Source organism: Terrabacter terrigena (assembly GCF_042676085.1).
Taxonomy (GTDB): domain Bacteria; phylum Actinomycetota; class Actinomycetes; order Actinomycetales; family Dermatophilaceae; genus Terrabacter; species Terrabacter terrigena.
In genome coordinates, this window is sequence record NZ_JBHTKH010000005.1 from 173,322 (window position 1) to 197,289 (window position 23,968).

A 23,968-nucleotide genomic window follows, 5' to 3' on the forward strand; every position below is an offset into this window, starting at 1 on the left:
ATGAACCAAGTGATCTCGCTGCCCCACGCCGATCCCGGCACCCCCGACCTGACCAGCCCCACGGCATACCTGCGCTGGGTCGGCAGGGGCCAGTGGCGCACCCTCGTCGTGGCGATCTGCTTCGGCGTCGTGTGGCTCGTCAGCCAGGCGCTCTTCCCTGCCGCGATGGGCAAGGCCATCGACGAGGGCATCATCGGCGGCGACGGCGGCTCCCTGCTGCGCTGGTGCGCGATCCTCGTCGGCCTCGTCACGATCAGCGCCCTCTCCGGTGCCGTGCGGCACCGCTACGCCGTCGTGAACTGGATGCAGGGCGCGTTCCGGTCAGCCCAGCTCGTCGGGCACAAGGCCGCCGACACCGGTGAGGCGCTGACCCGCGCCGTCCCGACCGGCGACGTCGTCGCCACCGTGAGCTCCGACGCGATGCGCATCGGCGGGCTCTACGACGTGCTCGCCCGTTTCGCCGGCGCCGTCGTCTCCTACGTCGTCGTCGCCCTCATCCTGCTCAGCGCCTCGACGCCCCTCGGGCTCGTCGTCCTCATCGGCGTGCCGGTGCTGGTCGGCTGCCTCACCTTCATCGTGCGGCCGCTCCAGGCCCGCCAGCTCGCGCAGCGCGAGGAGTCCGGCAAGCTCATCGGCCTCGGCGCCGACACCGTCGCCGGACTGCGCGTGCTGCGCGGCATCGGTGGCGAGCACACCTTCCTGAGCAGGTATGCCGTCCAGTCGCAGTCGGTGCGCGAGGTCGGCAACAGGGTGGCCGGCTACCAGGCGGCGCTCGACGCGGCCCAGGTGCTGCTGCCGGGGCTGTTCGTCCTCGTGGTCGTGTGGCTCGGCGCGCGGTTCGCCATCGAGGGCGAGATCACGGCCGGCCAGCTCGTCGCGTTCTACGGCTACACCGCCTTCCTCGTCATCCCGTTGCGCACCGCGACCGAGATGGTCGACCGTGCCACCCGGGCGCACATCGGCGCTCGCAAGCTGACCAATGTGCTGCGGGTGCAGCCCGACCAGGTCGAGGCCGCGCAGACTCAAGCGCTGCCGACCGGGCCCGCGCGACTGCACGACCCCGTGAGCCAGGTGACGGTCGAGCCGGGCCGGTTCACCGTCGTCGTGTCGGCGCGCCCCGAGGACTCCGCCGCGCTCGCCGACCGGCTCGGACGCTTCGGCGCGACCGAGACCGACGTGCGCCTCGACGGCACCCGGTTGGCCGACGCCCCCCTCGCGGACGTGCGCCGCCGCGTCGTGGTGTCCGAGACCGATCCGCGCCTGTTCTCCGGCACGCTGCGTGACGAGCTCGACCCGTGGGGCGAGCACGATGACGCGACGATCCTCGAGGCGCTGTCGGTCGCGAGCGGCGACGACGTGCTCGAGGCGCTGCCGGGCGGCCTCGACAACGAGGTCGAGGAACGCGGCCGCGCCTTCTCCGGCGGCCAGCGCCAGCGCCTCGCCTTGACCCGCGCCCTGCTCACCGGAGCCGAGACCCTCGTGCTCGTCGAGCCGACGAGCGCCGTCGACGCCCACACCGAGGCCCGGATCGCCGGCCGGCTCACGGCCGCCCGCCGGGGCCGCACCACCGTCGTGATGTCGGCGAGCCCGCTCATCCTCGACAAGGCCGACCACGTCGTGTTCCTGCGCGACGGCAAGGTCGCCGCAGCGGGCCCCCACGACCAGCTCATGGCCGAGCACCCCGACTACCGACGCACCGTCGTCCGAGGAGAGGAGGACTGATGTCACTGACACCAGCGCCGTCCACGCGCACGCTTCCCGTCGCCGACACCGCCTCGGTCCGGACCCACACCCGTGGGCTGCTCCGCCGCCACCGCCGCAGCCTCGCCACGGTCGTCGGCCTGCACGCCGTCGCGGCTGTCGCCGGACTCGTCGCGCCACGCGTCATCGGCCTGCTCGTCGACGAGATCAGCCACGGCCGGTCCCTCGACGTCGTCGACTCGCTGGCGCTGTGGATCGCCGGAGCCGTCGTCGTGCAGACCGTCGTCACGTGGTTCGCGCGACGCGCGTCGTTCGTCATGGGCGAGACGGTGTTCGCCGAGCTGCGCGAGCAGTTCATGGGCCGGGTCGTCGAGCTGCCGCTGTCGACGGTCGAGCGCGCCGGCACCGGCGACCTCGTCTCCCGCACGACGAACGACGTCGAGGCGCTCTCGCACGTCATCCGCTTCGGCGTGCCCGCCATTTTCGTCGGCGCCGTCACCACGGCGATCACCCTCGTGGCCGCGTTCGTCACGGGCTGGCAGGTGGCGCTCGCCGTCCTTGTCGGCGCCCCGATCCTCGTGCTGTCGACGCGCCGCTACCTGCGCCTGGCGCCCGACGGCTACCTGCGCGAGCGGGCGACGTACGCCGTGCTCAACGGCGTCGTCACCGAGTCGGCCGACGGTGCCCGCACCGTCGACGCGCTCGGCCTGCGCGGCCGGCGCCGGCGCCGCATGGACGACGCCCTGCACGAGTGCTACGACGCCGAGCTCTACACGCTGGGCCTGCGCATGCGGTGGTTCCCGTCGGTCGAGTTCGCCTTCTTCGCACCGGTCGCCGTCACCCTGCTGTGGGGCGGCTGGCTCATCTCGCAGGACCTCGCCACGGCCGGAACGGTCACCGCGGTCGCGCTGTACGTGCAGCAGATGGCCGGCCCGCTCGACGAGCTCATCTCGTGGCTCGACGAGATCCAGGTCGGGGCGACGTCGCTCGCCCGCGTCATCGGCATCGCCGACGTGCCGCCCGACCGGTCCCCGACGGGCGAGGTGCCCGCCGACGACCGGCTTGAGGTCGACGACGTCGTGTACTCCTACCGCGCCGGCCGCGACGTGCTGCGCGGCGTCTCCCTCGACCTGCAGCCGGGTGAGCGGCTTGCCATCGTCGGCCCGTCGGGTGCCGGCAAGTCGACGCTCGGCCGGCTCATGGCCGGCATCGACGGTCCCCGCGCGGGCCGCGTCGACGTGGGCGGCGTTCGCCTCGTCGACCTCGAGCTGCCGCAGCTGCGTGGGCAGGTCGCCCTCGTGACGCAGGAGCACCACGTCTTCGTCGGGTCGCTCGAGGACAACCTGCGCCTGGCCCGGCCGGAGGCGTCGCGCGAGCAGCTGCTCGAGGCCCTCGAGGCCGTCGACGCCAAGGGCTGGGCCGTCGGGCTGCCCGACGGCCTCGACACCGTCGTCGGTTCCGGCGGTCACCGGCTGTCCGAGCCGCAGGCGCAGCAGCTCGCGCTCGCCAGGCTCGTTCTCGCCGACCCGCACACCCTGGTGCTCGACGAGGCGACGTCCCTGCTCGACCCGCGCGCCGCCCGGCACCTCGAGCGCTCCCTCGCTGCGGTCGTGCAGGGCCGCACCGTGGTTGCGATCGCGCACCGCCTCATGACGGCCCACGACGCCGACCGGGTGTGCGTGGTCGAGGACGGACGCATCACCGAGATCGGCTCGCACGAGCAGCTGCTCGCAGCGGACGGGGCGTATGCCGCCCTGTGGCGTTCGTGGCGCGACGAGCCCCAGCCGGCCGTCTGACGCGGAGCCCCGGGGTCGCTCGCAACCTTTTTGCAAAGATATGACAAGGCCCGTAACCCCGCCCGGTTCGCGTCGTTGTCAGCGCGGTGCCGGGCCGATTCTCGACCGGTTGAAGGCCTGCGCACCGCGGGGTGGGGCCGTCTCTGAGGGGTGACGGCCTCACCCCTTCATCATCTTCGAGCCAGCTGGCCCGACCCGGCCTAGAATCGCAGGTGGGGGCGAGCGGTTCGCTCGACGGGGCTTGAGCTGGAGGCTGTGATGAGCTCTCGACGCCTCGTCATGTCGTGTGTGGCCGCGTGCACGGGTGCGGTCCTTGTGTGCGGACCGGTGGCGGCCACGGCGGTGACGGGCGCTGCACCTCTTGCGGACGCCCGGACGAGCTCGGCCGGCGTCGTCCCACGCGCGGTGCCCACTGGCGTCTCACCGGCGGTGACCGCGCAGGCGGTGCTGAGCCGGATGACCACGGCCCAGCGCATCGGCCAGCTCTTCATGGTCGGTGGCTCCGTGAAGGGCATCTCGACGGCAACCCGAACCGCGATCAGCCGCTACCACGTCGGCAACCTCATCCTGACCGGACGCACCACGACGGGCGCCGCGCCCGTGCGCGCACTGGCGGCCGGCGCGGAGTCGATGACGACCAACGCCGCCACCTCCGCCGTGCCCCTGCTCGTCGCCTCCGACCAGGAGGGCGGCCTCGTCCAGGTGCTGCAGGGCCCGTGGTTCTCGAGGATGCCCACGGCGCTGGTGCAGGGCACGTTCAGCGACGCCGGCCTCACACGGAGCGCAACGCTGTGGGGCAGCCAGGTGCTGCGCGCCGGCGTCGACGTCAACCTCGCTCCCGTGATGGACACCGTGTCGGCCTCGTTCGCTCCCCTGAACGCGCCGATCGGAGCGCTTCAGCGCGAGTTCGGCCACACGCCGGCCGTCGTCGCCGAGAAGGGATCGGCGTTCGTGCGCGGCATGCGCTCGACGGGAATGGCCCTGACTGCCAAGCACTTCCCCGGCCTGGGCCGCGTCACCGGCAACACCGACACGACGGCTGGCGTGACCGACCGGGTCACGACCCGCACCTCGCCCGACATCGGGCCGTTCCGCTCGGCCGTGGCTGCGGGGGCGCAGCTGCTCATGGTCTCGTCCGCGATCTACAGCCGCATCGACCCCGCTCGGCCGGCGGTCTTCTCCCCCACCGTGATCACGGGGATGATCCGTGGCGACCTCCGGTTCACGGGAGTCGTCATCAGCGACGACATCGGGGCGGCCCGTGCGGTGCAGGCGTGGTCGCCCGGCACGCGCGCGATCAACTTTCTCAGCTCCGGTGGCGACATCGTGCTGACCGTGGATCCGACTGTCGTCCCGGCGATGGTCAACGCGGTCACGGCCAGGGTCGCCACGGACGCGACCCTTCGGGCCCGCGTCAACGCCGCCGCCCTGCGGGTGCTCACCGTCAAGGCCGCGAACGGGATGCTCGGCACGAGGATCGCGGTCACGGGATCGCTGTCCACGTCGACGATCTCTGCGCTGCAGCGGTGGCTCGGCGTCACGCGTACCGGCTCGTTGGACAGCGCGACGGTCCGGGCGCTCCAGGTGCGGGTGAACGTCCCCGCCACCGGCGTGTGGGGCAGCCGGTCGATGGCGGCCCTGCAGTCCTACCTCGGCCTCTCGCACGACGGCGCGACGACCTGGAACGCCCGAACCGTCCGCCGGCTGCAGGCCTACCTCAACACCCAGCTCTGACGTCCCGGGCTCGGCGTCACGGAGCGTTCTCTCGATCAAGGAGAGGTGGGGTGGCGAGGCGGACGTAAGCCTCACCCTGGGCCGGGCGGCGGTCGACCTCTCCCGCGGCCGGCCAGAGCGAGAAGACCCGCTCGGCCTGCGCCGTGATCGTCAGGCTCGGGTTGACGCCGAGGTTGGCCGAGACCGCGGACCCGTCGACGACGCTGACGCCCGGGTAGCCCCACAGCCGCTGGTACGGGTCGAGGACTCCCGTGTCGGGCGAGTCGGAGATGACCGCCCCGCCGAGGAAGTGCGCCGTCATCGGGATGTCGAGCACCTCGCCGATCGACGACCCTGGCCAGGCACGCTCGCCGGTCGTGCGCTCGAGCCGCTGCGCCATCGCCCGCACCGCCCGGTTGCCCTCGGGGATGTAGGTGGGGTTGGGTTCGCCGTGGCCCTGGGTCGAGGTCAGGTGCCAGCCGAACAGGCCTCGGCGCCGGCTGACGGTGATCGAGTTGTCGCTCGTCTGCATGACGAGCGCGATGACGGTGCGTTCGCTCCACCGTCGCGACGACAGCGACCGGACGAAGACGTAGGGGTGACGGGCCGCCGTGCCGGCGAAGCGCAGCCAGCGCGGCACCCGGCCGCCGCCGTCGACCTGCATGACGGCGAGCGAACCCATGAGGTTGGAGCCCTTGCCGTAGCGGACGTTCTCGACGTGGGTCGTGTCGGACACGTTGAAGCTCGACGTGATCGCGACACCCCGGGTCAGGTCGACCCCCTCGGGCACCCGCGCCGTCATCGCGCCGCCGAGCGCCTCGGAGTTGGTGCGGGTCAGCTCGCCGAGCTGGTCGGACACGCGCGGCAGCCCGTCGCCGTCGGCCTTCATCGCGTGGAGCAGCTGGGCCGAGCCCCAGGCGCCGGCCGCGACGACGACCTGACCGGCGGTGACGGTGCGCTCCCCCGCCCGGCGCCGACCCCACGCGCCGGTGCGGACGGTCGTGACGGCATACCCGTGCTCGGGTGACGCGGGGTCGAGCGGACGCACCCGCGTCACCGTGCGCAGCGGCTCGATCGTCACGCCGTGCCGCTCGGCGAGCGCGAGGTAGTTCTTGACGAGGGTGTTCTTGGCGCCGACGCGGCAGCCCACCATGCAGTTGCCGCACTGGGTGCACCCGGTGCGGTCGGGGCCGGCGCCGCCGAAGTACGGGTCGGGCGCGCGCTTGCCGGGCTCGCCGAAGAAGACTCCGACGGGCGTCTTGCGGAACGTGTCGCCGACTCCGAGGTCCGACGCGGCGTCGCGCATGAGCTGCTCGACCGGGCCCTCGCACGGGTTGACGGTGACCCCGAGCATCCGCTGGGCCGTCGCGTAGTGCGGGGCGAGCTCGGCCTGCCAGTCGGTGATGTGCGCCCACTGCCGGTCACGGAAGAACGGGGCGGGCGGCACGTAGAGGGTGTTCGCGTAGTTGAGCGAGCCGCCGCCGACCCCCGCGCCCGCGAGCACGAGGCAGTCGGGCAGCCGATGGATGCGCTGGACGCCGAAGCACCCGAGGCGCGGCGCCCAGACGTAGCGGCGGACGTCCCAGCTCGTGCGGGCGAAGTCGGCGTCCTCGAAACGGCGGCCCGCCTCGTAGACGTGAACCCGGTAGCCCTTCTCGGCGAGGCGCAGCGCGGCCACGGATCCGCCGAAGCCGGACCCGATGACGACGACGTCGTGGTCGAGCTCCATGGCTCAACCCTACGGGCGGCCACCACCCCGAGGCTACCGAGAGTAATGACCGTCACCTGTGCCGGATCCCCTGACGGGCGGCGGGTCGAGGAGCACCATTGAGGGATGCCCCGTCCCCGGACGGTGATGCGACGCCTGCCACTGACGAGCGCCCTCCTCGCCGTAGTCCTCGCCCTGTCGGTCGTCACCCGGACGCTCTGGGACCCGCTGCTCGACCGCCTGCTCCGCACGAGCCTCACCTACGGCCTCCCGGCCTTCGAGTCCGGCGACTGGTGGACCGTGCTGACCGGGGCCTTCTTCGCGCCGCGGCCCCTCCAGTACGTGCCGATCCTCGTCGGCCTCGCCGTCTTCGGCGGGTTCGCCGAGTGGCGCCTCGGCCCGCTCCGGTATGCCGTCGCGCTGGCCACCTGCCACCTCGTCGGGGTGCTCGGGTCGGCCGGGCTGCTGTGGCTGACCCGCGACCACGGCTACCTCTGGAGCACGACGCTCTCCCACGTTCGCGACGCCGGCCCGTCCGCCGCGTTCCTCGGAGCCGCGGCTGCGGCCTCGGTGACGGTCGCCCCGCCCTGGCGCGGGCGGCTGCGCACAGTGCTGACGGCATACGTGGTTCTCTTCGTCATCCACCTCGGCGGGCTCGCCGACCTCGAGCACGTGCTCGCCGTGGGCTGGGGACTGCTCCTCGGCCCCGTGCTCGTGGGGCGAGCACCCGCGCTGCACTCGCGACAGCTGACCCGGCGCGACTTCCGGCTCCTCGCCTCCGGGTTCTTCGTCGTCGCCGCCGTCGAGGGCCTCATCCAGCCGTTCACGACGGCCGACGGGCCGCTCACCGCCACGCTGTCGGCGGCCGCGCGGGCTGAGGCGCTCGCCGACCGCAACCTCCTCGTCGGGGTGGTGCTGGGCACCCTTTGGCTCATCCTCGCGCGCTCGCTCTACAAGGGACGGCGGCGTGCCTGGCGCTGGGCCGTGGGCCTACTCGTGCTCGTCATCGGCATCCAGCTGGCCAACGTCGGCTATGTCCTCGCGACGGCCGAGCAAGGACTGCTCGTCGCCTGCTGGGACCTCGTCGGCAACGCCTTCGGTCTCGGGGTACTCCTCGTCGGCCGGCACGCGTTCCGCAACCCGTCGAGGCGCCGCGCCCGCCGCACGACCGGCAGCCTCGTGGCGCCCGCGGACGACGGGCAGCGCGAGCAGGCGGTCGCCCTGCTGCGCGAGCAGGGGACGGGCAACCGCCTCGCCTGGATGACGACGTGGCCCGAGAACCGCTGGTTCACCGACGAGCGCGAGTCCGGTTACATCGCCTACCGCGTGCACGCCGGGGTCGTCATCGGCCTCTGCGACCCGGTCGCCGGGACGCAGCGCGAGCGCGCCGCGCTGCTCGGCGCCTTCTCCGACACGGTGCACGCGCAAGGGCTCGTGCCGTGCCTCTTCACCGTCACCTCGGAGGTGTCGGCGCACGCCAGGGCGCGCGGATGGCACTGCGTGCAGGTCGCCGAGGAGGCCTGGATCGAGCTGCCCACGCTCGACTTCGTCGGCAAGGCCTGGCAGGACGTCCGCACGGCCCTCAACCAGGCAGCCAAGCTCGGCGTCGTGTTCCGGCTCGGCCCACTCGTGCAGATGCCGCGGGGCATCCAGATGCAGGTCAAGGCCATCTCGTCCGAGTGGGTCGAGGACAAGGGGCTGCCCGAGATGGGCTTCACCCTCGGCGGGGTCGACGAGGCGCTCGACCCCGACGTGCGGGTCGGCCTCGCTGTCGACGACGACGGCACGGTGCACGGCGTGACCTCGTGGATGCCCGTGCACGAGGAGGGCGGCGGCGACCCGACGGGGTGGACGCTCGACGTCATGCGCCGGCTGCCGGGCGGGTTCCGCTACTCGATGGAGTTCCTCATCGCGTCGGCGTGCCTGGCGTTCAAGGAGGAAGGCTGCGCCGTCGTCTCACTGTCGGGGGCGCCGCTCGCCCGCACCGTGGCGCAGGCCGGCGACGAGGGCCTCGACCGCGGCACCATCGACACGTTCCTCGACCGGCTCGGCGCCACCCTCGAGCCGTACTACGGCTTCCGGTCGCTGCACGCGTTCAAGGCGAAGTTCAAGCCGCGGCACGAGCCGCTGCACCTCGTGTTCCCCGACGAGGCCGCCCTGCCGAGGATCGGGCTCGCGCTCACCCGTGCCTACCTGCCCGAGGCGGGCGTGCGCGACCTCGTGGCACTCGCGCGCACCGGCCACTGAGGCCGGAGCGCGACCCGCGCCCCGGAGCCCTGGCGGTCAGTTGCCGAGGTACGGCGAGACCACGACCTCGACGCGCTGGAACTCCTTGACGTCGGAGTAGCCCGTGGTGGCCATCGCGCGCTTGAGGGCGCCGATGACGTTGGTCGTGCCGTCGGCGTGACGCCCCGGGCCGAAGAGGATCTCCTCGATCGTGGCCTGGCTGCCGAGTGCGATGCGCTCGCCGCGCGGCAGCTGCTGGTGGTGCGCCTCGGGCCCCCAGTGGTAGCCGCCGCCGGGCGCGTCGGTGCCGCGGGCGAGGGCCGCCCCGAGCATGACCGCGTCGGCGCCGCAGGCGATGGCCTTGACGATGTCGCCGGACGTGCCGACGCCACCGTCGGCGATGACGTGGACGTAGCGGCCGCCGGACTCGTCGAGGTAGTCCCGACGAGCCGCGGCGACGTCGGCGACGGCCGAGGCCATCGGCGCGTGGATGCCGAGCGCGGTGCGCGTCGTGTGGGCCGCCCCGCCACCGAAGCCGACGAGCACGCCGGCCGCGCCGGTGCGCATCAGGTGCAGGGCCGCGGTGTACGACGCCGCGCCGCCGACGATGACCGGCACGTCGAGCTCGTAGATGAAGCGCTTGAGGTTGAGCGGCTCGGCCCGCCCGCTGACGTGCTCGGCCGACACAGTGGTGCCACGGATGACGAAGAGGTCGACGCCCGCGTCGACGACGGTCTTCCAGTGCTGCTGGGTGCGCTGCGGCGACAAGGCACCGGCCACCGTGACGCCGGCGTCACGCAGCTGGCGCAGCCGCTCGGTGATCAGCTCGGGCTTGATCGGCTCGTCGTAGATCTGCTGCATGCGCGCCGTCGCGGCGGTCGGCTCGATCTCAGCGATCTCGCGCAGCTGCGCGGTGGGGTCCTCGTAGCGCGTCCACAGCCCCTCGAGGTCGAGGACCGGCAGCGCGCCGAGCTTGCCGAGCGCGATCGCCGTCTCCGGCGACACGACGGAGTCCATCGGCGCAGCCATGACCGGGATGTCGAAGTGGTACGCGTCGATCTGCCACGACACCGAGACCTCCTCCGGGTCGCGCGTGCGCCGCGAGGGCACGACGGCGATGTCGTCGAAGGAGTAGGCGCGCCGTCCGCGCTTGCCTCGGCCAATCTCGATCTCGGTCACCGGCCGATCCTACCGACCGGGCCCACCGACGACGTATGCCGTCCCGCGGGCTCCCCGGGACGGCATACGTGGTCGGCGTGGTGGGCTCAGCCGGAGTAGTTGGGGGCCTCGACCATGCCCTGGATGTCGTGCGGGTGGCTCTCCTTGAGCGAGGCCTGGGTGATGCGCACGAACTGGCCCTTCTCCTGCAGCTCGGGCACGGTGCGCGCGCCGACGTAGAACATCGACTGGCGCAGGCCGCCGAGCATCTGGTGGGCGACCGCGGAGAGCGGACCGCGGTAGGCGACGCGGCCCTCGATGCCCTCGGGCACGATCTTGTCGTCGGACTCGACCTCGGCCTGGAAGTAGCGGTCCTTGGAGTAGGACTTCTTGCCGCGGCTGCTCATCGCACCGAGGGAGCCCATGCCGCGGTAGCTCTTGAACTGCTTGCCGTTGACGAAGATCAGCTCGCCAGGGCTCTCCTCGCAGCCGGCGAGGAGCGAGCCGACCATGACGGAGTCGGCGCCGGCGACGATGGCCTTCGCGATGTCGCCGGAGTACTGCAGGCCGCCGTCGGCGATGACCGGCACGCCGGCGGGCTTGCAGGCCTGGGCAGCGGCGTGCACCGCCGTGATCTGCGGGGCGCCGACGCCGGTGACGATGCGCGTGGTGCAGATGGAGCCCGGCCCGACGCCGACCTTGACGGCGTCGGCGCCCGCGTCGACGAAGGCCTGGGCACCGGCGGTCGTCGCGACGTTGCCACCGATGACCTGGACGTGGCGCGTCGCGGGATCCTTCTTGAGGCGCTCGACCATCTCGATGAGCAGGCGCACGTGGCCGTGGGCGGTGTCGGCGACCAGCACGTCGACGCCGGCCTCGATGAGGGTGGTCGCACGCTCCCACGCGTCGCCGAAGTAGCCGATGGCGGCACCGACCATGAGGCGGCCGTCGGCGTCGTTGCTGGCGTTCGGGAACTGCTCGCTCTTGACGAAGTCCTTGACGGTGATGAGGCCCGTCAGGTGGCCCTCGCCGTCGACGAGCGGCAGCCGCTCACGCTTGTGCTGGCGCAGCAGGGCCGTCGCCTCGTCGCGGCTGATGCCGACGTGGCCGGTGATGAGCGGCATCGGCGTCATGACGTCACGCACGAGCGTCGTGGCCCACTCGGCGACCGGCGTGAAGCGCAGGTCGCGGTTGGTGACCATGCCGATCAGCTTCTTGTCGTCACCGATGACCGGAAGACCCGAGACGCGGTACTCGCCGCAGATCGCGTCGAGCTCCTCGAGGGTGCGGTCGGGGCCGATGGTGATCGGGTTGGAGATCATGCCCGTCTGGGTGCGCTTGACGAGGTCGACCTGGTAGGCCTGGTCCTGGATCGACAGGTTGCGGTGCAGCACGCCGAGGCCGCCTTGGCGCGCCATGGCGATCGCCATGCGTGCCTCGGTGACGGTGTCCATCGCCGCCGAGATGAGCGGCGACCTGATCGACAGCTCGCGGGTGAGGCGCGTCGAGGTGTCGATGTCGTTCGGCGCAAGGTCGCTGTAACCCGGCAGGAGGAGGACGTCGTCGTACGTCAGTCCCATCGTGGCGAAAGCAGCGGGCACGTCAGACGATCCGAGACTCATTCGCCGATTCTACGGGCTCGCGGGACCCCGCCCGAACGCCCTTCAGGGGGTGGGCGCGACCGGGACGACAGGCGCGACCGGGGCTGCGGCGTCGGGCGCCGTGGCTCCTGTGCGTGCCGCGCTCGGAGCGGCGGCGTCAGCCGGGGCGTCGGCGGACGTCGCCTGCGGAGCGGCGGAACGCGACGGGCGCGCCGCCCCGGGCGTCACCGACGGGCCCACCCCCGGGACCACGGCGCGACGGTTGGCCGGCGGGGTGGTCGACGGACCCACCAGCGACTGCTGGGTCGAGGGGTCGGACACGGCGCTGCCGGCGGGGTCGCTGCTCGAACCGGTGGGCGGGGCGACGACCCAGACCGGGTCGCTGCCAGTCTGGGCCGTCGTGTCGGCGCCCTGGCCGTTGGCGCCCTGCCCGTTGGCCGCCTGCCCGTTGGCCGGCTGCCCGTTGGCCGCCTGGCCGTTGCCCGCCGCGGCGCCGGTGGCGGGACGAACCTTGACCGGCTTCGCGGGCTTGGTCCTGGGCGCCTTGTCGCTGGGGACCGTGGGACCGGCGACGGGGGCGCCCGCCGGTGTCTCGGCGGCCGCGCCGGCCTCCACTGCGCCGTTGCCGTCGGTGACTCCTGCGTCCGACGCCTCGGCGGCAGTCTTTTCGGCGAGGCCGTCGGGCTCGCCGCCGTCAGCGGCAGTCTCGGCCCGGGCCGACGCGGTCGCCGCGGGGAGAAGTACGAAGGTGCCGTTCGCGCCGCGGGCGAGCACCAGGTCGCGGGCGGCGGTCGTGCCGCCGGTGGCCGGGAGCCCGAGGCGTGAGAGCAGTGCGCTCGGGGCGTCGCTGCGGGCGTTCTGCTCCATGCGCTGCTCGATGCGGGCGCGGTTGGCGAGCATGGACCTGTCGTCCGGGAGGGTCACGGCAGCCGCGACGCCGGCCCCGCTGGCCGCGACGGCGAGCACGGCGAAGGCACCGAGGTAGCGGTGCTTGTTGGCGATGCGACGGCGGCCGGTGTGGGCGGTCAGGGGGCTGTCGGCGTGGGCCGCCAGGGCGGCGAGGAGCGCGGCGACGGGCTCGCCGCCGGGGTCCCTGCGACCGGCGAGACGGTCGAGCAGCAGGTCGTCGGCGAGCAGGTCGCTGGCGCTGCCCAGGGGCGAGAAGTCGTTCACGCGACGTCACCCGCCTCGGCGTCGGCGATGAGGCCGCGGAGCTTGCCCAGGGCCCGGTGCTGGGCGACGCGCACCGCGCCGGCCGACATGCCGAGCGCCGCAGCGGTCTCCTCGGCGGACATGCCGACCGCGACGCGCAGGGTGAGGATCTCGCGCTGCTGCGGCGGCAGCTCCCGCATGAGGGTCATCGCCGTGGCGGCGTCGTCGCGCAGGACGGCCACCGACTCGGGCGACGGAGCGTCGGACGGACCGTCGGGGATGTCGGCCACGGGTGCCGGAGCCCGCATGGCGGCGCGCTGGGCGTCGGCGAGCTTGCGGGAGGTGATGGTGTAGACGAACGCCTCGAAGGGCAGGCCGCGCTCCTCGTAGGTCGGCAGAGCCGTGACGACGGCCATGCACACCTCCTGCGCGACGTCCTGGGCAATGTCCTCGGCGCCGAAACGACCGAGACGGACGCGGGAGTACCGCAGGGCCATGTCCCTGACGCGGGCCAGCAGCAGGTCGCGCGCGTGCGGGTCTCGCACGGCGTCAGCCGCCAGCTCACGAAGCGATGGAGCGTCCATCCGCTCCATCGCTGGTGCACCACCCGGCGTTACGCGGGCGCGCCTCGACCATCCATGACCCATGTGAGCCGTCGTCCCCCGAACCCTCGTCTCGTAGTTCCAGCGCCACGTCGCGCTGCTCGTCGGCGTCGCCCGGAGCGCGCCCATGCTAGCCGGACGGGCGCGAGCGGACGAGTCCGGGAAGGTGCCCAGCACGCCTTCGACGAGCATGCCATCTGAATGGCAATTCTTGAACAAGTCCTTAAGATTCCAACCTTTATCCGTGATCGCGTGCCCGGTTAGCGTCGATTTCGCGGTCCGCGCCCCCACCTGCACCGAGCGGACCGGTTCGACCGGCGGCCACCCCCGCCCGACCTGAGAGACGAGTTCATGGCCGAGATCACCCGCCTGCCCGGTCCAGTCGCCGACCTCTGGGACTGGCAGCTGGACGGTGCCTGCCGCGGCACCAGCCCCGAGGTCTTCTTCCACCCCGAGGGAGAGCGCGGCCCGCGTCGCCGCAACCGCGACGCCCAGGCCAAGGCCGTCTGCGCTGCGTGCCCCGTCGTGGCCGCGTGCCGCTCACACGCCCTCGAGGTCCGTGAGCCCTACGGCGTCTGGGGCGGGCTCACCGAGGCCGAGCGCGAGCTGCTCTACGACGGCATCCAGGAAGCGTCCTGAACCGGCCCTGAGGGGCCGACGACGACACGAAGGGCCGCTCCCCGATCGGGGAGCGGCCCTCGTCGTGCGTCAGGACGTCGCGTCGGACGCGTACGTCCGCTGCGCCCAGCCTGTCCGGACCCGACGACGTGTGCCGTCGGGCCCGGTTCGCCGGTCAGTGACCGTGGCCGTGCCCGTGGCCGCCGGCCTCGGGCTGGTCCTCGGGCTTTTCGACGACGAGCGTGTCGGTCGTGAGGATCATCGACGCGATGGACTCGGCGTTGCGCAGCGCGGAGCGGGTCACCTTGACCGGGTCGATGACGCCGGCCGCGATGAGGTCGCCGTACTCGCCCGTGGCCGCGTTGAGGCCCTGGCCGAGCTCGAGCTCGGCGACCTTCGAGGTGACGACGTAGCCCTGCAGGCCCGCGTTCTCGGCGATCCAGCGCAGCGGCTCGGAGACGGCCTTGCGCACGATCGTGGCACCGGTCGCCTCGTCGCCCGAGAGCTCGAGGGCGTCGATGGCCGTCGCGGCGTGGATGAGGGCCGTGCCGCCACCGGCGACGATGCCCTCCTCGATCGCGGCGCGCGTCGCGGAGATGGCGTCCTCGATGCGGTGCTTCTTCTCCTTGAGCTCCACCTCGGTGTGCGCGCCGACCTTGATGACGCAGACGCCACCGGCGAGCTTGGCGAGACGCTCCTGGAGCTTCTCCTTGTCCCAGTCGGAGTCGGTGCGCTCGATCTCGGCCTTGATCTGGTGCACACGGCCGGCGACCTCGGACTCGTCGCCGCTGCCGTCGATGATCGTCGTGGTGTCCTTGGTGATGACGACCCGTCGCGCCTGGCCGAGGACCGTGAGGTCGGCCTGGTCGAGCTTGAGGCCGACCTCCTCGGCGATGACCTGGCCACCGGTGAGGATCGCGATGTCCTGGAGCATGGCCTTGCGGCGGTCGCCGAAGCCGGGCGCCTTGACGGCGGCGACGTTGAACGTGCCGCGGATCTTGTTGACGACGAGCGTCGAGAGGGCCTCGCCGTCGACGTCCTCGGCGATGATGAGCAGCGGCTTGCCCGACTGCACGACCTTCTCGAGGATCGGGAGCACCTCGGCGACCGAGGAGATCTTGCCCTGGTTGATGAGCACGTAGGCGTCCTCGAGGACGGTCTCCATGCGCTCGGTGTCGGTGACGAAGTAGGCCGACAGGTAGCCCTTGTCGAACTGCATGCCCTCGGTGAACTCGAGCTCGGTGGCGGTCGTCGAGGACTCCTCGACGGTGATGACGCCATCCTTGCCGACCTTGTCGAACGCCTCACCGATGAGGCCACCGAGGGTGGCGTCCTGGGCGGAGAGCGTGGCGACGGAGGCGATCTCGTCCTTGCCCTCGACCTCGCGGGCGTTCTCGAGGAGGCGGTCGTTGACCGCGGTGACGGCCTTGTCCATGCCGCGCTTGAGCGCGGCCGGGGCGGCACCTGCGGCGACGTTGCGCAGGCCCTCCTTGACCATGGCCTGGGCGAGGACGGTCGCGGTCGTCGTGCCGTCACCGGCGACGTCGTTGGTCTTGGTCGCGACCTCCTTGGCGAGCTGGGCGCCGAGGTTCTCGTAGGCGTCCTCGAGCTCGATCTCGCGGGCGATGGTCACACCGTCGTTCGTGATCGTGGGGGCGCCCCACTTCTTGTCGATGACGACGTTGCGGCCCTTCGGGCCGAGCGTCACCTTGACGGCGTTGGCGAGCGCGTCGACGCCGCGCTCGAGCGACTTGCGGGCGGAGTCGTCGAACTCCAGCTGCTTGGCCATGGTGTTCCTTTGGCTCGGGTTGCTTTGCGGTTCTTGGGTTTTGGGCAGTTGGCCCGGTCAGACGACGGCCCGGTCAGACGATGGGCCGAACGAGACGCACCCCGGGGAGACCCCGATGGGGCTCACCGGGGTGCGTTCACGGCATACGGCGTCGGGTCAGCCGACGATCGCGAGGACGTCGCGCGCGGAGAGGATGAGGTACTCCTCGCCGCCGTACTTGACCTCGGTGCCGCCGTACTTGCTGAAGATGACCTTGTCGCCGACCTTGACGTCGAGCGGCACGCGCTCGGTGCCGTTGTCGTTGAAGCGGCCGGGGCCGACAGCAAGGACCTCGCCCTCCTGGGGCTTCTCCTTGGCGGTGTCCGGGATGACGAGGCCGGACGCGGTGGTCTGCTCGGCCTCGAGGGACTTGACGACGATGCGGTCTTCGAGCGGCGTGATGGAAACCGACACGGTGGTGACCTTCCCTTCGGGACAGTCGAAAACTGGATTGCGGACTGTGGGCTCTCGAGGCCGGTCGCCGTCGCGGGGCTCGACCTCCCTCGAGGAGGGCGCTGGCACTTCCGGGTGGAGAGTGCCAACAGGAAGAAATCTAGGTTTCGGTTAGCACTCGGTCAAGTCGAGTGCCAGAATCCGTCGCGAGTCGTGGCGATCACCGACGCTGGCAGGATGGGCGCATGGACGCCGCCATGGTCGACCGCCTCGCCGCGGGTGAGGGCTGGGCGCTGCTCCAGTCGCTGCCGCCCTACGACGAGGCGGGCTCGCTGCACCTGCAGGACCGCCTCCGTGAGGCCGGCTTCGCGGCCGACCTGGTCGCCGCCGCCATGACCCAGTCCCGGCTGCGCGCCCGCGGCGCCGAGAAGTTCGGCGACTTCGCGGCCGGCATGCTCTTCACCGCCGACGGCCTCGAACAGGCGACCCGCCTTGCCGTCGCCGCCCGGCACGCCCACCGCTTCGCCGCCGCGGGGGTGCGCGAGGTTCACGACCTCGGGTGCGGGCTGGGGGCCGACGCGATGGCGTTCGCCGGCCTCGACCTCACGGTGCACGCGGTCGACGCCGACGCCGCCACGGCCCGCGTCGCCGCCGTCAACCTGCGGCACTGGCCGTCGGCCGAGGCGACCCACGGCCTCGCCGAGGACGTACGCCTGCCACGCGGTGACGCCCGCCGTGACGTCGGCCTGTGGCTCGACCCGGCCCGCCGGGTGCGCGGTGTGGCCGACGTGCACGGGCGCACCAAGCGCGTCTTCTCTCTCGACGCCATCTCGCCGCCGTGGTCGCAGGTGCTCGCCTTCGCCGACGCCGTGCCAGCGACCGGGGCGAAGCTCTCCCCCGCCTTTCCCCACGGGTCCGTGCCCCGTGGAGCCGAGGCGCAGTGGACCTCCTGGCACGGCGAGGTGCTCGAGTGTGCCGTCTGGTGGGGGCCACTCGTGTCGACGGCCGGACGCACCGCCGCCGTCTGCACCGAGACGTCGACGTCGGTCGTCACCGAGCACGACGCCGCGGACGGGGCGGACCACGCGACACTGCGGTCGGTCACCGACCTGGGCGAGTGGCTCTACGAGCCCGACCGGGCCGTCATCCGGGCCGGCCTCACCGGCGCCCTGGTGTCGGCGGTCGACGGGGCCGAGCTCGCGACAGGTGTGGGCTACGTGACGAGCGGGGTGGCCCGCGAGCTGCCGTGGGCCCGCCGGTTCCGGGTCGTCGAGGCGATGCCACTGTCGACGAAGCGCCTCGCCCGGTGGCTGCGCGACGCCGGGCACGACCGGGTCACCATCAAGAAGCGCGGCGTCACCCTCGACGCCGACGCGCTGCGCCGGCAGCTGAAGATGACGGGCCGGGGCAAGGGCGGCTCGGAGGCGACCCTGGTGCTGACGCGCGTCGGCGGCAGCCAGGTCGCCGTCGTCGTCACCCCGGGCTGAGGCAACCACCCGCCCGCCGGTGTCAGCCGGTGTCAGCCGGTGTCAGCAGGGGTCAGCGGCTCCCGAGGTCGAAGCCGCGGCGTAGAGCTCGTGCAGGGCGCTCCACATGGCGTCCCAGTCCGGGCCGTCCGCACCCCGCAGGTACGCGTCGAGCGAGCGGACGTAGGTGTCCCAGCCGGCGGCGTACCCCGGAGCCTGCGCAGGTGTCAGGCGCTCGTGCCGCAGCGTCAGGCGCGCCCCGTCCCCGTCCGTGGCGACCCCGACCGTGACCAGGCCGGCGACCTCACCCACCGGCCACTCCCAGACGAGCCGCTCAGGCGGTGCGCAACGGATGACGCGGCACACCGGGGTGTCGGCGTCGTCGAAGTGGATCGTGAAGGTGCCGCCCTCACGCAGGTCGCCCGAGACCGGGGCGAACCACCGCGCGAGACGGTCGGGTTCGGTGCAGGCCGCCCAGAGGTCGGCCTTCGTCGTCGCGTAGTGCCGGTCGAAGACCACCGCCACCGCGTCGCCCTCGCGCTCGATGCGGCCCAGCACCCGGGTCGGCTCGCTCATGCCCGTTCCTCTCGTCGCGCCCGCGCACCGCGGGCGATCTCGGTGTCGAGGGCCTCGAGTCGCGGCCCCCAGAACGAGCGGACCTACCGGCACCACCGCTCGACCTCGTCGAGCGCGCCGGGCACCAGCCGGTAGACGCGCCGCTGGCCTACGGCCTCCGCCTCGACCACCCCGGACTCGCGCAGCACCCGCAGGTGCCTCGAGATGCCGGGCCGGGCCGTGTCGAAGAGCGCGGCGACCTCACCGGCGGTCAGCTGCTCTCGTGCCAGGTGCTCGACGATCGTCCGTCGCGTCGGGTCGCTCAACGCCTCCCACGTCCTGCCCATCCAACCAGCGTAACGACTGAGTTACGTACCGGCACGATACGGGAGCTCGGCACAGTCAGGGAGCTGGGTCAGGGAGCTGGGTCAGAGGGCGGCGTCGGGCTGGGCACCTGCCCAGCGCACGGCGTCGGCCCCGGCGCGGTTGGCCGCCTCGAGTGCTGCGCCGGGCTCGGCGCCGGCGGCGAGCGCGGCTGCGAGCGCCCCGCAGAACGCGTCGCCGGCGCCGACCGTGTCGGCCACCTCGCCGGGCGCCACGGGTATGCCGTCGACGCCGTCGAGTCCCCACCTGGCCCCTGCTGCCCCGAACGTCACCAGCAGCGACGGGGGCAGCAGGTCGGAGTCGGCGAGGTCGCGCATCTCCGACTCGTTGACGACCACCGGGTCGGCGAGCGCGATCACGTCGGGCGGTAGGGCGGCATACGGGGCGAGGTTCACCACGACCCGCGCACCGGCCGCGTGGGCGGCGCGGGCAGCCTCGGCGACGATGCCGAGGTCGACCTCGAGCGAGCAGAGGAGCACGTCGCCCCGCTCCAGGCGGCCCGCCTCGGCCACCAGCGCCCTGTCGGGCTCGGCGTTGGCACCGGCGACCACGATGATCGAGTTCTCCCCCGCCGCGTCGACGGTGATGAGGGCGATGCCGGTCGGCGCGTCCGGGCTCGTGGCCACGGTAGAGGCGTCGACGCCCAGCGCCGTGAGCCGTTCGCGGTAGGCGGTGCCGGCGTCGTCCGCGCCCACCCGGGCGAGCATCCGCACCTCGGCGCCGGCTCGTGCCGCGGCGGCGGCCTGGTTGCCGCCCTTGCCGCCGGCGAAGCGGCCTCCCGCCTCGCCCAGCAGGGTCTCGCCGGGCATCGGGTGCCGCTCGACCCGCGTGACGAGGTCGACGTTGAGCGACCCGAGCACGGCGACGCGACCCATCAGCGCTCCCCTGCCCGGCCGAGGAGCGCGTTGGCCCACAGCCGCGAGTACCTGCGGCCGTCGACGCCGAGGGCGACGTCAACGCGTACCGGGGCCTCCCCGTGCGGGTCGTGCGTGATGGCCCCGCTCCAGTCCCGGCGGTCGACGATGGTCCGGCCGCGCGACCAGTGGCCGGCGAGCTCGACCCGGATGGGCAGCACCTGCGTGCGCAGCGCGTCGCGGTCGATGACGGCACAGACGGCCCCGGCGTCGCCGATCGTCGCGTCCTGGCCGCCGAGCCGCTCGCGCTGGAAGTCCATGAGGCGCCCGCCCAGCTCTGCCGGTCCGCGGCCGCCGACAGCGACGAGCTCGGCCGCCTCGTCGCGCCCGATGACAGGCTCGTAGAAGACGTCGAGGCCGTACATGGTGACGCGGATACCGAGGTCGGCTGCCGCGTCGAGCGTGATGGCTGCGGCCTCCGGGTCGTGGAAGACGTTGAACTCGGCAGAGGCCGTGGCGTTTCCGACGTTGGCGGCACCGCCCATGAAGACGATCTCGGCGATGCCGGACGCCACGTCGGGGTGGGTGCGCAGCAGCAGCGCGATGTTGGTCAGCGGCGCCAGGGGCACCAGGGTGACCGGGCGTCCGGCCTCGGCGGCCTCACGGCACACGTCCCTGAGCAGCTCGACCGCGTGCCGCGGGTCGGGCACGAGCGACGAGGTCGGCCAGCCGAGGTCGCCCATGCCGTCCTCGCCGTGGACGTGGCGCGCGTGCAGGGGCGGCTCGAGCAACGGCCGCTCGGCACCCCGGGCCACGGGGACATCGTCGCGGCCGGCGGTCTCGAGCACCTTGAGCGTGTTGCGCACGACGTCGTCGACGGGGGCGTTGCCACCGACGCACGACACCGCGCGGAGTTCGAGCGCGGGATGGAGCGCCGCGAGCAGCAGCGCGCAGGCGTCGTCGACACCGGTGTCGACGTCGAGCACGACAGGAGTGGGTTCGGTCGTCACAGCGGCAACGTACCGGGTGTCGCGGTCGGGTGTGACGGCGCCGGCACGACCGGCCGTGCGAGCTCGCCGACCACGGCCCGAGGGCGGACGAGGCATCGCGGGATAGGCTCGCATGATGCGCCCGAGCCCCAGCCGTCGCCGCCTGCCGACGACCCTCCGGTGGCTCGCCGTGGTCGCCGCCGTCGTGGCCGTGGGTACCGCCTGCTCGTCCACTCCGACCCCCGGCAGCACCGCGGGCGGGTCCACGTCGACGTCTCCCGGAAGCCCGTCCACGGCCACGTCGACGACGACCACCAGCACCACCACGACCACCACGACGCCGACCCGGACACCGACCCGGACGCCGACTCCCAAGCAGACCCAGGGCGGCTCCACCTCCTGCGCTCCACGCATCGTGGCCCGCATGGGCCCGGACGAGCGCGCCGGCCAGCTGCTCATGGTCGGCCTCGACGCGGGGGCACGTCGCACGAGCCTCGACGCCCTGGTCACAGAGCGCCACCTCGGCGGAGTGATCCTGCTCGGCGGCTGGTTCGACGGCGCCGACCGGGTGCGCGCGGCGACCCGGCACCTGGCCGGCCTCGCGTCCGACCGGGCCACGGCCGGCCTGGGCCTGCTCCTCGCTGCCGACCAGGAGGGCGGGCAGGTCCAGCAGCTGCGCGGAGACGGCTTCACCCGTATGCCGTCGGCTCGCGTCCAGAACCAGGGCTCGCCCGGCGAGCTCACCGCCGACGCGACCCGCTGGGCGAACCAGCTGCGCGCCGCCGGCATCAACGTCAACCTGGCACCGGTCGCCGACACCGTGCCGACGTCCATCGGCCGCGCGAACGGACCCATCGGCCAGCACGACCGGCAGTTCTCGAGCAACCCCGACCGGGTCTCGCGCATGGTCGGCGCCTTCATCGCGGGCATGCGCGCCGGCGGCGTCGCCTCGACGGTCAAGCACTTCCCCGGCATCGGCCGCATCACCGGCAACACCGACTTCACCGCCAGCGGCATCACCGACCGCACGACCACGGTCGACGACCCGTTCCTCGAGCCGTTCCGCACGGGCATCCAGGACGGCGTCGAGCTCGTCATGGTCGGTTCGGCCATCTACAGCCGCATCGACCCCGGCACGAACGCCACCTTCTCCAAGGCGATCGTCACCGACCTGCTGCGCGACCGGCTCTCCTACGACGGCGTCGTCATCACCGACGACGTCGGCGCGGCCAAGGCCCTCGCCGCCGTGCCAGTGGCCCAGCGCGCGACCCGCTTCATCCAGGCCGGCGGCGACATCACGCTGACCGCGCGCCCCTCGACGGTCCCCGCGATGCACGACGCCCTCACGCGCAAGATGGCCACCGACCCCGCGTTCGCCAAGCTCGTCGAGGCGGCGACCATCCGGGTCGTCGACCTCAAGCTGCGCCGGGGCCTCGCCAACTGCGGCTGAGCACGCACCGACCGACCGCCACGAGCACCCGCACTCCCGCACGAGACGCCGCCGTATGCCGTCTCGTGGCGGTCCGTCGGTCGCCACGAGGGGCGCGGAGGAGGGTGCGCGAGCGGCATCGGCATACGGCCGGCTGACGCTCCACGCCGAGAGGGTGCCAGCGCGCCCGACGACCCACGCCCAGCGGGCGGGGAGGCGCTACGCCTGGACGAGAGTGACGGGCATCGAGGAGTCGGTCGGCAGCCCGAGGTCGCTCGGCTCGCGGCCCTTCGACACCATCTGCGCCCCGAGCGCGGCGACCATCGCACCGTTGTCGGTGCACAGCCCGGGACGCGGCACACGCAGCGTCACGCCGGCCTTGGCGCAGCGTTCCTCGGCCAGGGCGCGCAGGCGCGAGTTGGCCGCGACGCCGCCGCCGATGAGGAGGTGGTCGACGTCGTGCTCCCTGCACGCGAGGAGCGCCTTGCGCGTCAGCACGTCGACGACGGCCTCCTGGAAGCTGGCGGCGACGTCGGCGACGGGCACGGGCTCGCCGGCCCGGTGGCGCGTCTCGACCCACCGGGCGACCGCGGTCTTGAGCCCCGAGAACGAGAAGTCGAAGCGGTGCCGCTCCATGTCGCGGCCGCTCGTGAGGCCGCGCGGGAAGTCGATGGCGATCCGGTTGCCTTCTCGCGCAGCCCGGTCGACGTGCGGCCCACCGGGGAAAGGTAGTCCGAGCACCCGGGCGACCTTGTCGAACGCCTCACCGGCAGCGTCGTCCATCGTCGAGCCGAGCGAGCGCACGTCGTTGGTCACGTCGGGCACGAGCAGCAGCGACGAGTGCCCACCGGAGACGAGCATCGCCATGGTCGGCTCGGGCAGCGGGCCGTGCTCGACGATGTCGACGGCGACGTGCGAGGCGAGGTGGTTGACGCCGTAGATGGGCTTGCCGAGGGCCAGCGCGAGCGCCTTGGCGGACGCGACGCCCACGAGCAGCGCACCGGCGAGGCCGGGACCCGAGGTCACCGAGATGGCGTCGAGGTCGCGCAGCTGCACGCCGGCCTCGCGGCAGGCGCGCTCGATGGTCGGCACCATGGCCTCGAGGTGGGCCCGGCTCGCGACCTCCGGCACGACGCCGCCGAAGCGGGCGTGCTCGTCGACGCTGCTGGCCACGGTGTCGACGAGGAGCGTCTGGCCGCGCACGATGCCGACCCCGGTCTCGTCGCAGGACGTCTCGATGCCGAGGACCAGGGGCTCGTCGGTCATGCGTCTCCCTTCGGGACGAGGAGACGCATGACGAGCGCGTCGACGTCTCCCGGCTGGTAGTAGCGGCGACGGACGGAGATGACCTCGAAGCCGGCCCCGTCGTAGAGCCGGCGCGCGGCGGCGTTGTCGGCGCGCACCTCGAGCAGCACGGCTTCGACGCCACGGGCGACGGCACGTCGGACGAGCTCGTCGAGCAGCAGGCGGCCGGTGCCCCGGCCCTGGCCGCCCGGTGCGGTCGCGACCGTCATGACGTCGGCCACGTCACCCGAGACGTCGAGGCCGGCATACCCGGCGATGCTCCCGTCGGGAGCCACCGCGACGACGTAGTCGCGCCGTGCGCGGCCGGCGAGCTCGCTCCACCACGTCGCCTCGGACCACGCGTCGTCGGCGAAGAGGTCCTGCTCGAGCTCCGCGAGACGGGCGAGGTCGGTCCACTCGAGATCGCGCAGGCTCAGGCCAGGCGGCGGGGCGTTGCCGCCGGAGTCGCTGGACCGGTCGCTGCTCGGGGCCGTCGGGTCTGTCGTCACCA

General features: G+C 72.9%; 20 protein-coding genes. 7 read left to right on the forward strand and 13 right to left on the reverse strand.

Translation table 11 applies throughout. The annotated features are described in order from the left end of the window. From ACFQ2V_RS09915 to ACFQ2V_RS09925, 3 genes are all read left to right on the forward strand, one after another. Positions 1 to 1,722 carry an ABC transporter ATP-binding protein gene (locus ACFQ2V_RS09915; RefSeq protein ID WP_386052525.1) on the forward strand — a complete coding sequence of 574 codons (1,722 nt, stop codon included), beginning with the start codon at positions 1 to 3 and terminating at the stop codon, positions 1,720 to 1,722. Next, on the forward strand, positions 1,722 to 3,497 hold the full coding sequence (locus ACFQ2V_RS09920; RefSeq protein ID WP_386052526.1) for an ABC transporter ATP-binding protein: 1,776 nt from the start codon (positions 1,722 to 1,724) through the stop codon (positions 3,495 to 3,497). The genes ACFQ2V_RS09915 and ACFQ2V_RS09920 overlap by 1 nt, the downstream gene beginning before the upstream one ends. A 429-nt stretch (positions 3,498 to 3,926) precedes the next feature. Beyond that, positions 3,927 to 5,231: a glycoside hydrolase family 3 N-terminal domain-containing protein gene (locus ACFQ2V_RS09925; RefSeq protein ID WP_386052527.1), complete on the forward strand. Its 1,305-nt coding sequence runs from the start codon at positions 3,927 to 3,929 to the stop codon at positions 5,229 to 5,231. A 16-nt stretch (positions 5,232 to 5,247) separates the two neighbouring features. On the opposite strand, the gene ACFQ2V_RS09930 is transcribed toward ACFQ2V_RS09925, so the two are convergent. Beyond that, positions 5,248 to 6,939 (reverse strand): GMC oxidoreductase, encoded by a 1,692-nt coding sequence (locus tag ACFQ2V_RS09930; RefSeq protein WP_386052528.1) that lies wholly within the window; start codon positions 6,937 to 6,939, stop codon positions 5,248 to 5,250. Between the two features lie 105 nt (positions 6,940 to 7,044). On the opposite strand from ACFQ2V_RS09930, the gene ACFQ2V_RS09935 reads away from it, so the two are divergent. Continuing rightward, on the forward strand, positions 7,045 to 9,165 hold the full coding sequence (locus ACFQ2V_RS09935; RefSeq protein ID WP_386052529.1) for a bifunctional lysylphosphatidylglycerol flippase/synthetase MprF: 2,121 nt from the start codon (positions 7,045 to 7,047) through the stop codon (positions 9,163 to 9,165). 36 nt (positions 9,166 to 9,201) lie between these two features. Here ACFQ2V_RS09935 and ACFQ2V_RS09940 read toward each other — a convergent pair whose 3' ends face one another. From ACFQ2V_RS09940 to ACFQ2V_RS09955, 4 genes are all read right to left on the reverse strand, one after another. Beyond that, positions 9,202 to 10,323 carry a GuaB3 family IMP dehydrogenase-related protein gene (locus tag ACFQ2V_RS09940; protein ID WP_386052530.1) on the reverse strand — a complete coding sequence of 374 codons (1,122 nt, stop codon included), beginning with the start codon at positions 10,321 to 10,323 and terminating at the stop codon, positions 9,202 to 9,204. An 86-nt stretch (positions 10,324 to 10,409) separates the two neighbouring features. After that, positions 10,410 to 11,924, reverse strand: coding sequence for an IMP dehydrogenase (gene guaB / locus ACFQ2V_RS09945; protein WP_386052531.1), 1,515 nt, complete (start codon positions 11,922 to 11,924; stop codon positions 10,410 to 10,412). A gap of 42 nt (positions 11,925 to 11,966) precedes the next feature. Beyond that, entirely contained in the window at positions 11,967 to 13,076 is a 1,110-nt protein-coding gene (locus ACFQ2V_RS09950) for a hypothetical protein (RefSeq protein WP_386052532.1), read from the reverse strand. Then, positions 13,073 to 13,600 carry a sigma-70 family RNA polymerase sigma factor gene (locus ACFQ2V_RS09955; RefSeq protein WP_386052533.1) on the reverse strand — a complete coding sequence of 176 codons (528 nt, stop codon included), beginning with the start codon at positions 13,598 to 13,600 and terminating at the stop codon, positions 13,073 to 13,075. The genes ACFQ2V_RS09950 and ACFQ2V_RS09955 overlap by 4 nt, the downstream gene beginning before the upstream one ends. Before the next feature lie 408 nt (positions 13,601 to 14,008). Here ACFQ2V_RS09955 and ACFQ2V_RS09960 point away from each other — a divergent pair, with 408 nt between their 5' ends. Continuing rightward, on the forward strand, positions 14,009 to 14,296 hold the full coding sequence (locus ACFQ2V_RS09960; protein WP_386052534.1) for a WhiB family transcriptional regulator: 288 nt from the start codon (positions 14,009 to 14,011) through the stop codon (positions 14,294 to 14,296). 154 nt (positions 14,297 to 14,450) lie between these two features. On the opposite strand, the gene groL is transcribed toward ACFQ2V_RS09960, so the two are convergent. Further along, a complete protein-coding gene (gene groL, locus ACFQ2V_RS09965) occupies positions 14,451 to 16,064 on the reverse strand; it encodes a chaperonin GroEL (RefSeq protein ID WP_386052535.1) in 1,614 nt (537 codons plus the stop codon). Between the two features lie 156 nt (positions 16,065 to 16,220). Continuing rightward, on the reverse strand, positions 16,221 to 16,517 hold the full coding sequence (gene groES / locus ACFQ2V_RS09970) for a co-chaperone GroES (protein ID WP_045187591.1): 297 nt from the start codon (positions 16,515 to 16,517) through the stop codon (positions 16,221 to 16,223). 224 nt (positions 16,518 to 16,741) lie between these two features. Between groES and ACFQ2V_RS09975 the strand changes: the two genes are divergently transcribed. Continuing rightward, a complete protein-coding gene (locus ACFQ2V_RS09975; RefSeq protein ID WP_386052536.1) occupies positions 16,742 to 17,983 on the forward strand; it encodes a THUMP-like domain-containing protein in 1,242 nt (413 codons plus the stop codon). 42 nt (positions 17,984 to 18,025) lie between these two features. On the opposite strand, the gene ACFQ2V_RS09980 is transcribed toward ACFQ2V_RS09975, so the two are convergent. The 4 genes from ACFQ2V_RS09980 to ACFQ2V_RS09995 all read right to left on the reverse strand — a co-directional run bounded on the left by ACFQ2V_RS09980 (position 18,026) and on the right by ACFQ2V_RS09995 (position 20,765). Continuing rightward, the gene (locus ACFQ2V_RS09980; RefSeq protein WP_386052537.1) at positions 18,026 to 18,538 is read right to left on the reverse strand and encodes an SRPBCC family protein; all 513 of its coding nucleotides are present in this window, start codon (positions 18,536 to 18,538) and stop codon (positions 18,026 to 18,028) included. 83 nt (positions 18,539 to 18,621) lie between these two features. After that, positions 18,622 to 18,864, reverse strand: coding sequence for a metalloregulator ArsR/SmtB family transcription factor (locus ACFQ2V_RS09985; protein WP_386052538.1), 243 nt, complete (start codon positions 18,862 to 18,864; stop codon positions 18,622 to 18,624). An 81-nt stretch (positions 18,865 to 18,945) separates the two neighbouring features. Continuing rightward, entirely contained in the window at positions 18,946 to 19,776 is an 831-nt protein-coding gene (locus ACFQ2V_RS09990; protein ID WP_386052539.1) for a PfkB family carbohydrate kinase, read from the reverse strand. Then, a complete protein-coding gene (locus tag ACFQ2V_RS09995; RefSeq protein WP_386052540.1) occupies positions 19,776 to 20,765 on the reverse strand; it encodes a nucleoside hydrolase in 990 nt (329 codons plus the stop codon). The genes ACFQ2V_RS09990 and ACFQ2V_RS09995 overlap by 1 nt, the downstream gene beginning before the upstream one ends. A gap of 115 nt (positions 20,766 to 20,880) precedes the next feature. Here ACFQ2V_RS09995 and ACFQ2V_RS10000 point away from each other — a divergent pair, with 115 nt between their 5' ends. Beyond that, entirely contained in the window at positions 20,881 to 22,194 is a 1,314-nt protein-coding gene (locus ACFQ2V_RS10000; RefSeq protein WP_386052541.1) for a glycoside hydrolase family 3 N-terminal domain-containing protein, read from the forward strand. Positions 22,195 to 22,392: 198 nt separating this feature from the next. On the opposite strand, the gene tsaD is transcribed toward ACFQ2V_RS10000, so the two are convergent. Continuing rightward, a complete protein-coding gene (gene tsaD, locus ACFQ2V_RS10005) occupies positions 22,393 to 23,439 on the reverse strand; it encodes a tRNA (adenosine(37)-N6)-threonylcarbamoyltransferase complex transferase subunit TsaD (RefSeq protein ID WP_386052542.1) in 1,047 nt (348 codons plus the stop codon). After that, positions 23,436 to 23,966, reverse strand: a complete 531-nt coding sequence (gene rimI / locus ACFQ2V_RS10010; RefSeq protein WP_386052543.1) for a ribosomal protein S18-alanine N-acetyltransferase — start codon at positions 23,964 to 23,966, stop codon at positions 23,436 to 23,438. The genes tsaD and rimI overlap by 4 nt, the downstream gene beginning before the upstream one ends. Positions 23,967 to 23,968: the final 2 nt, after the last annotated feature.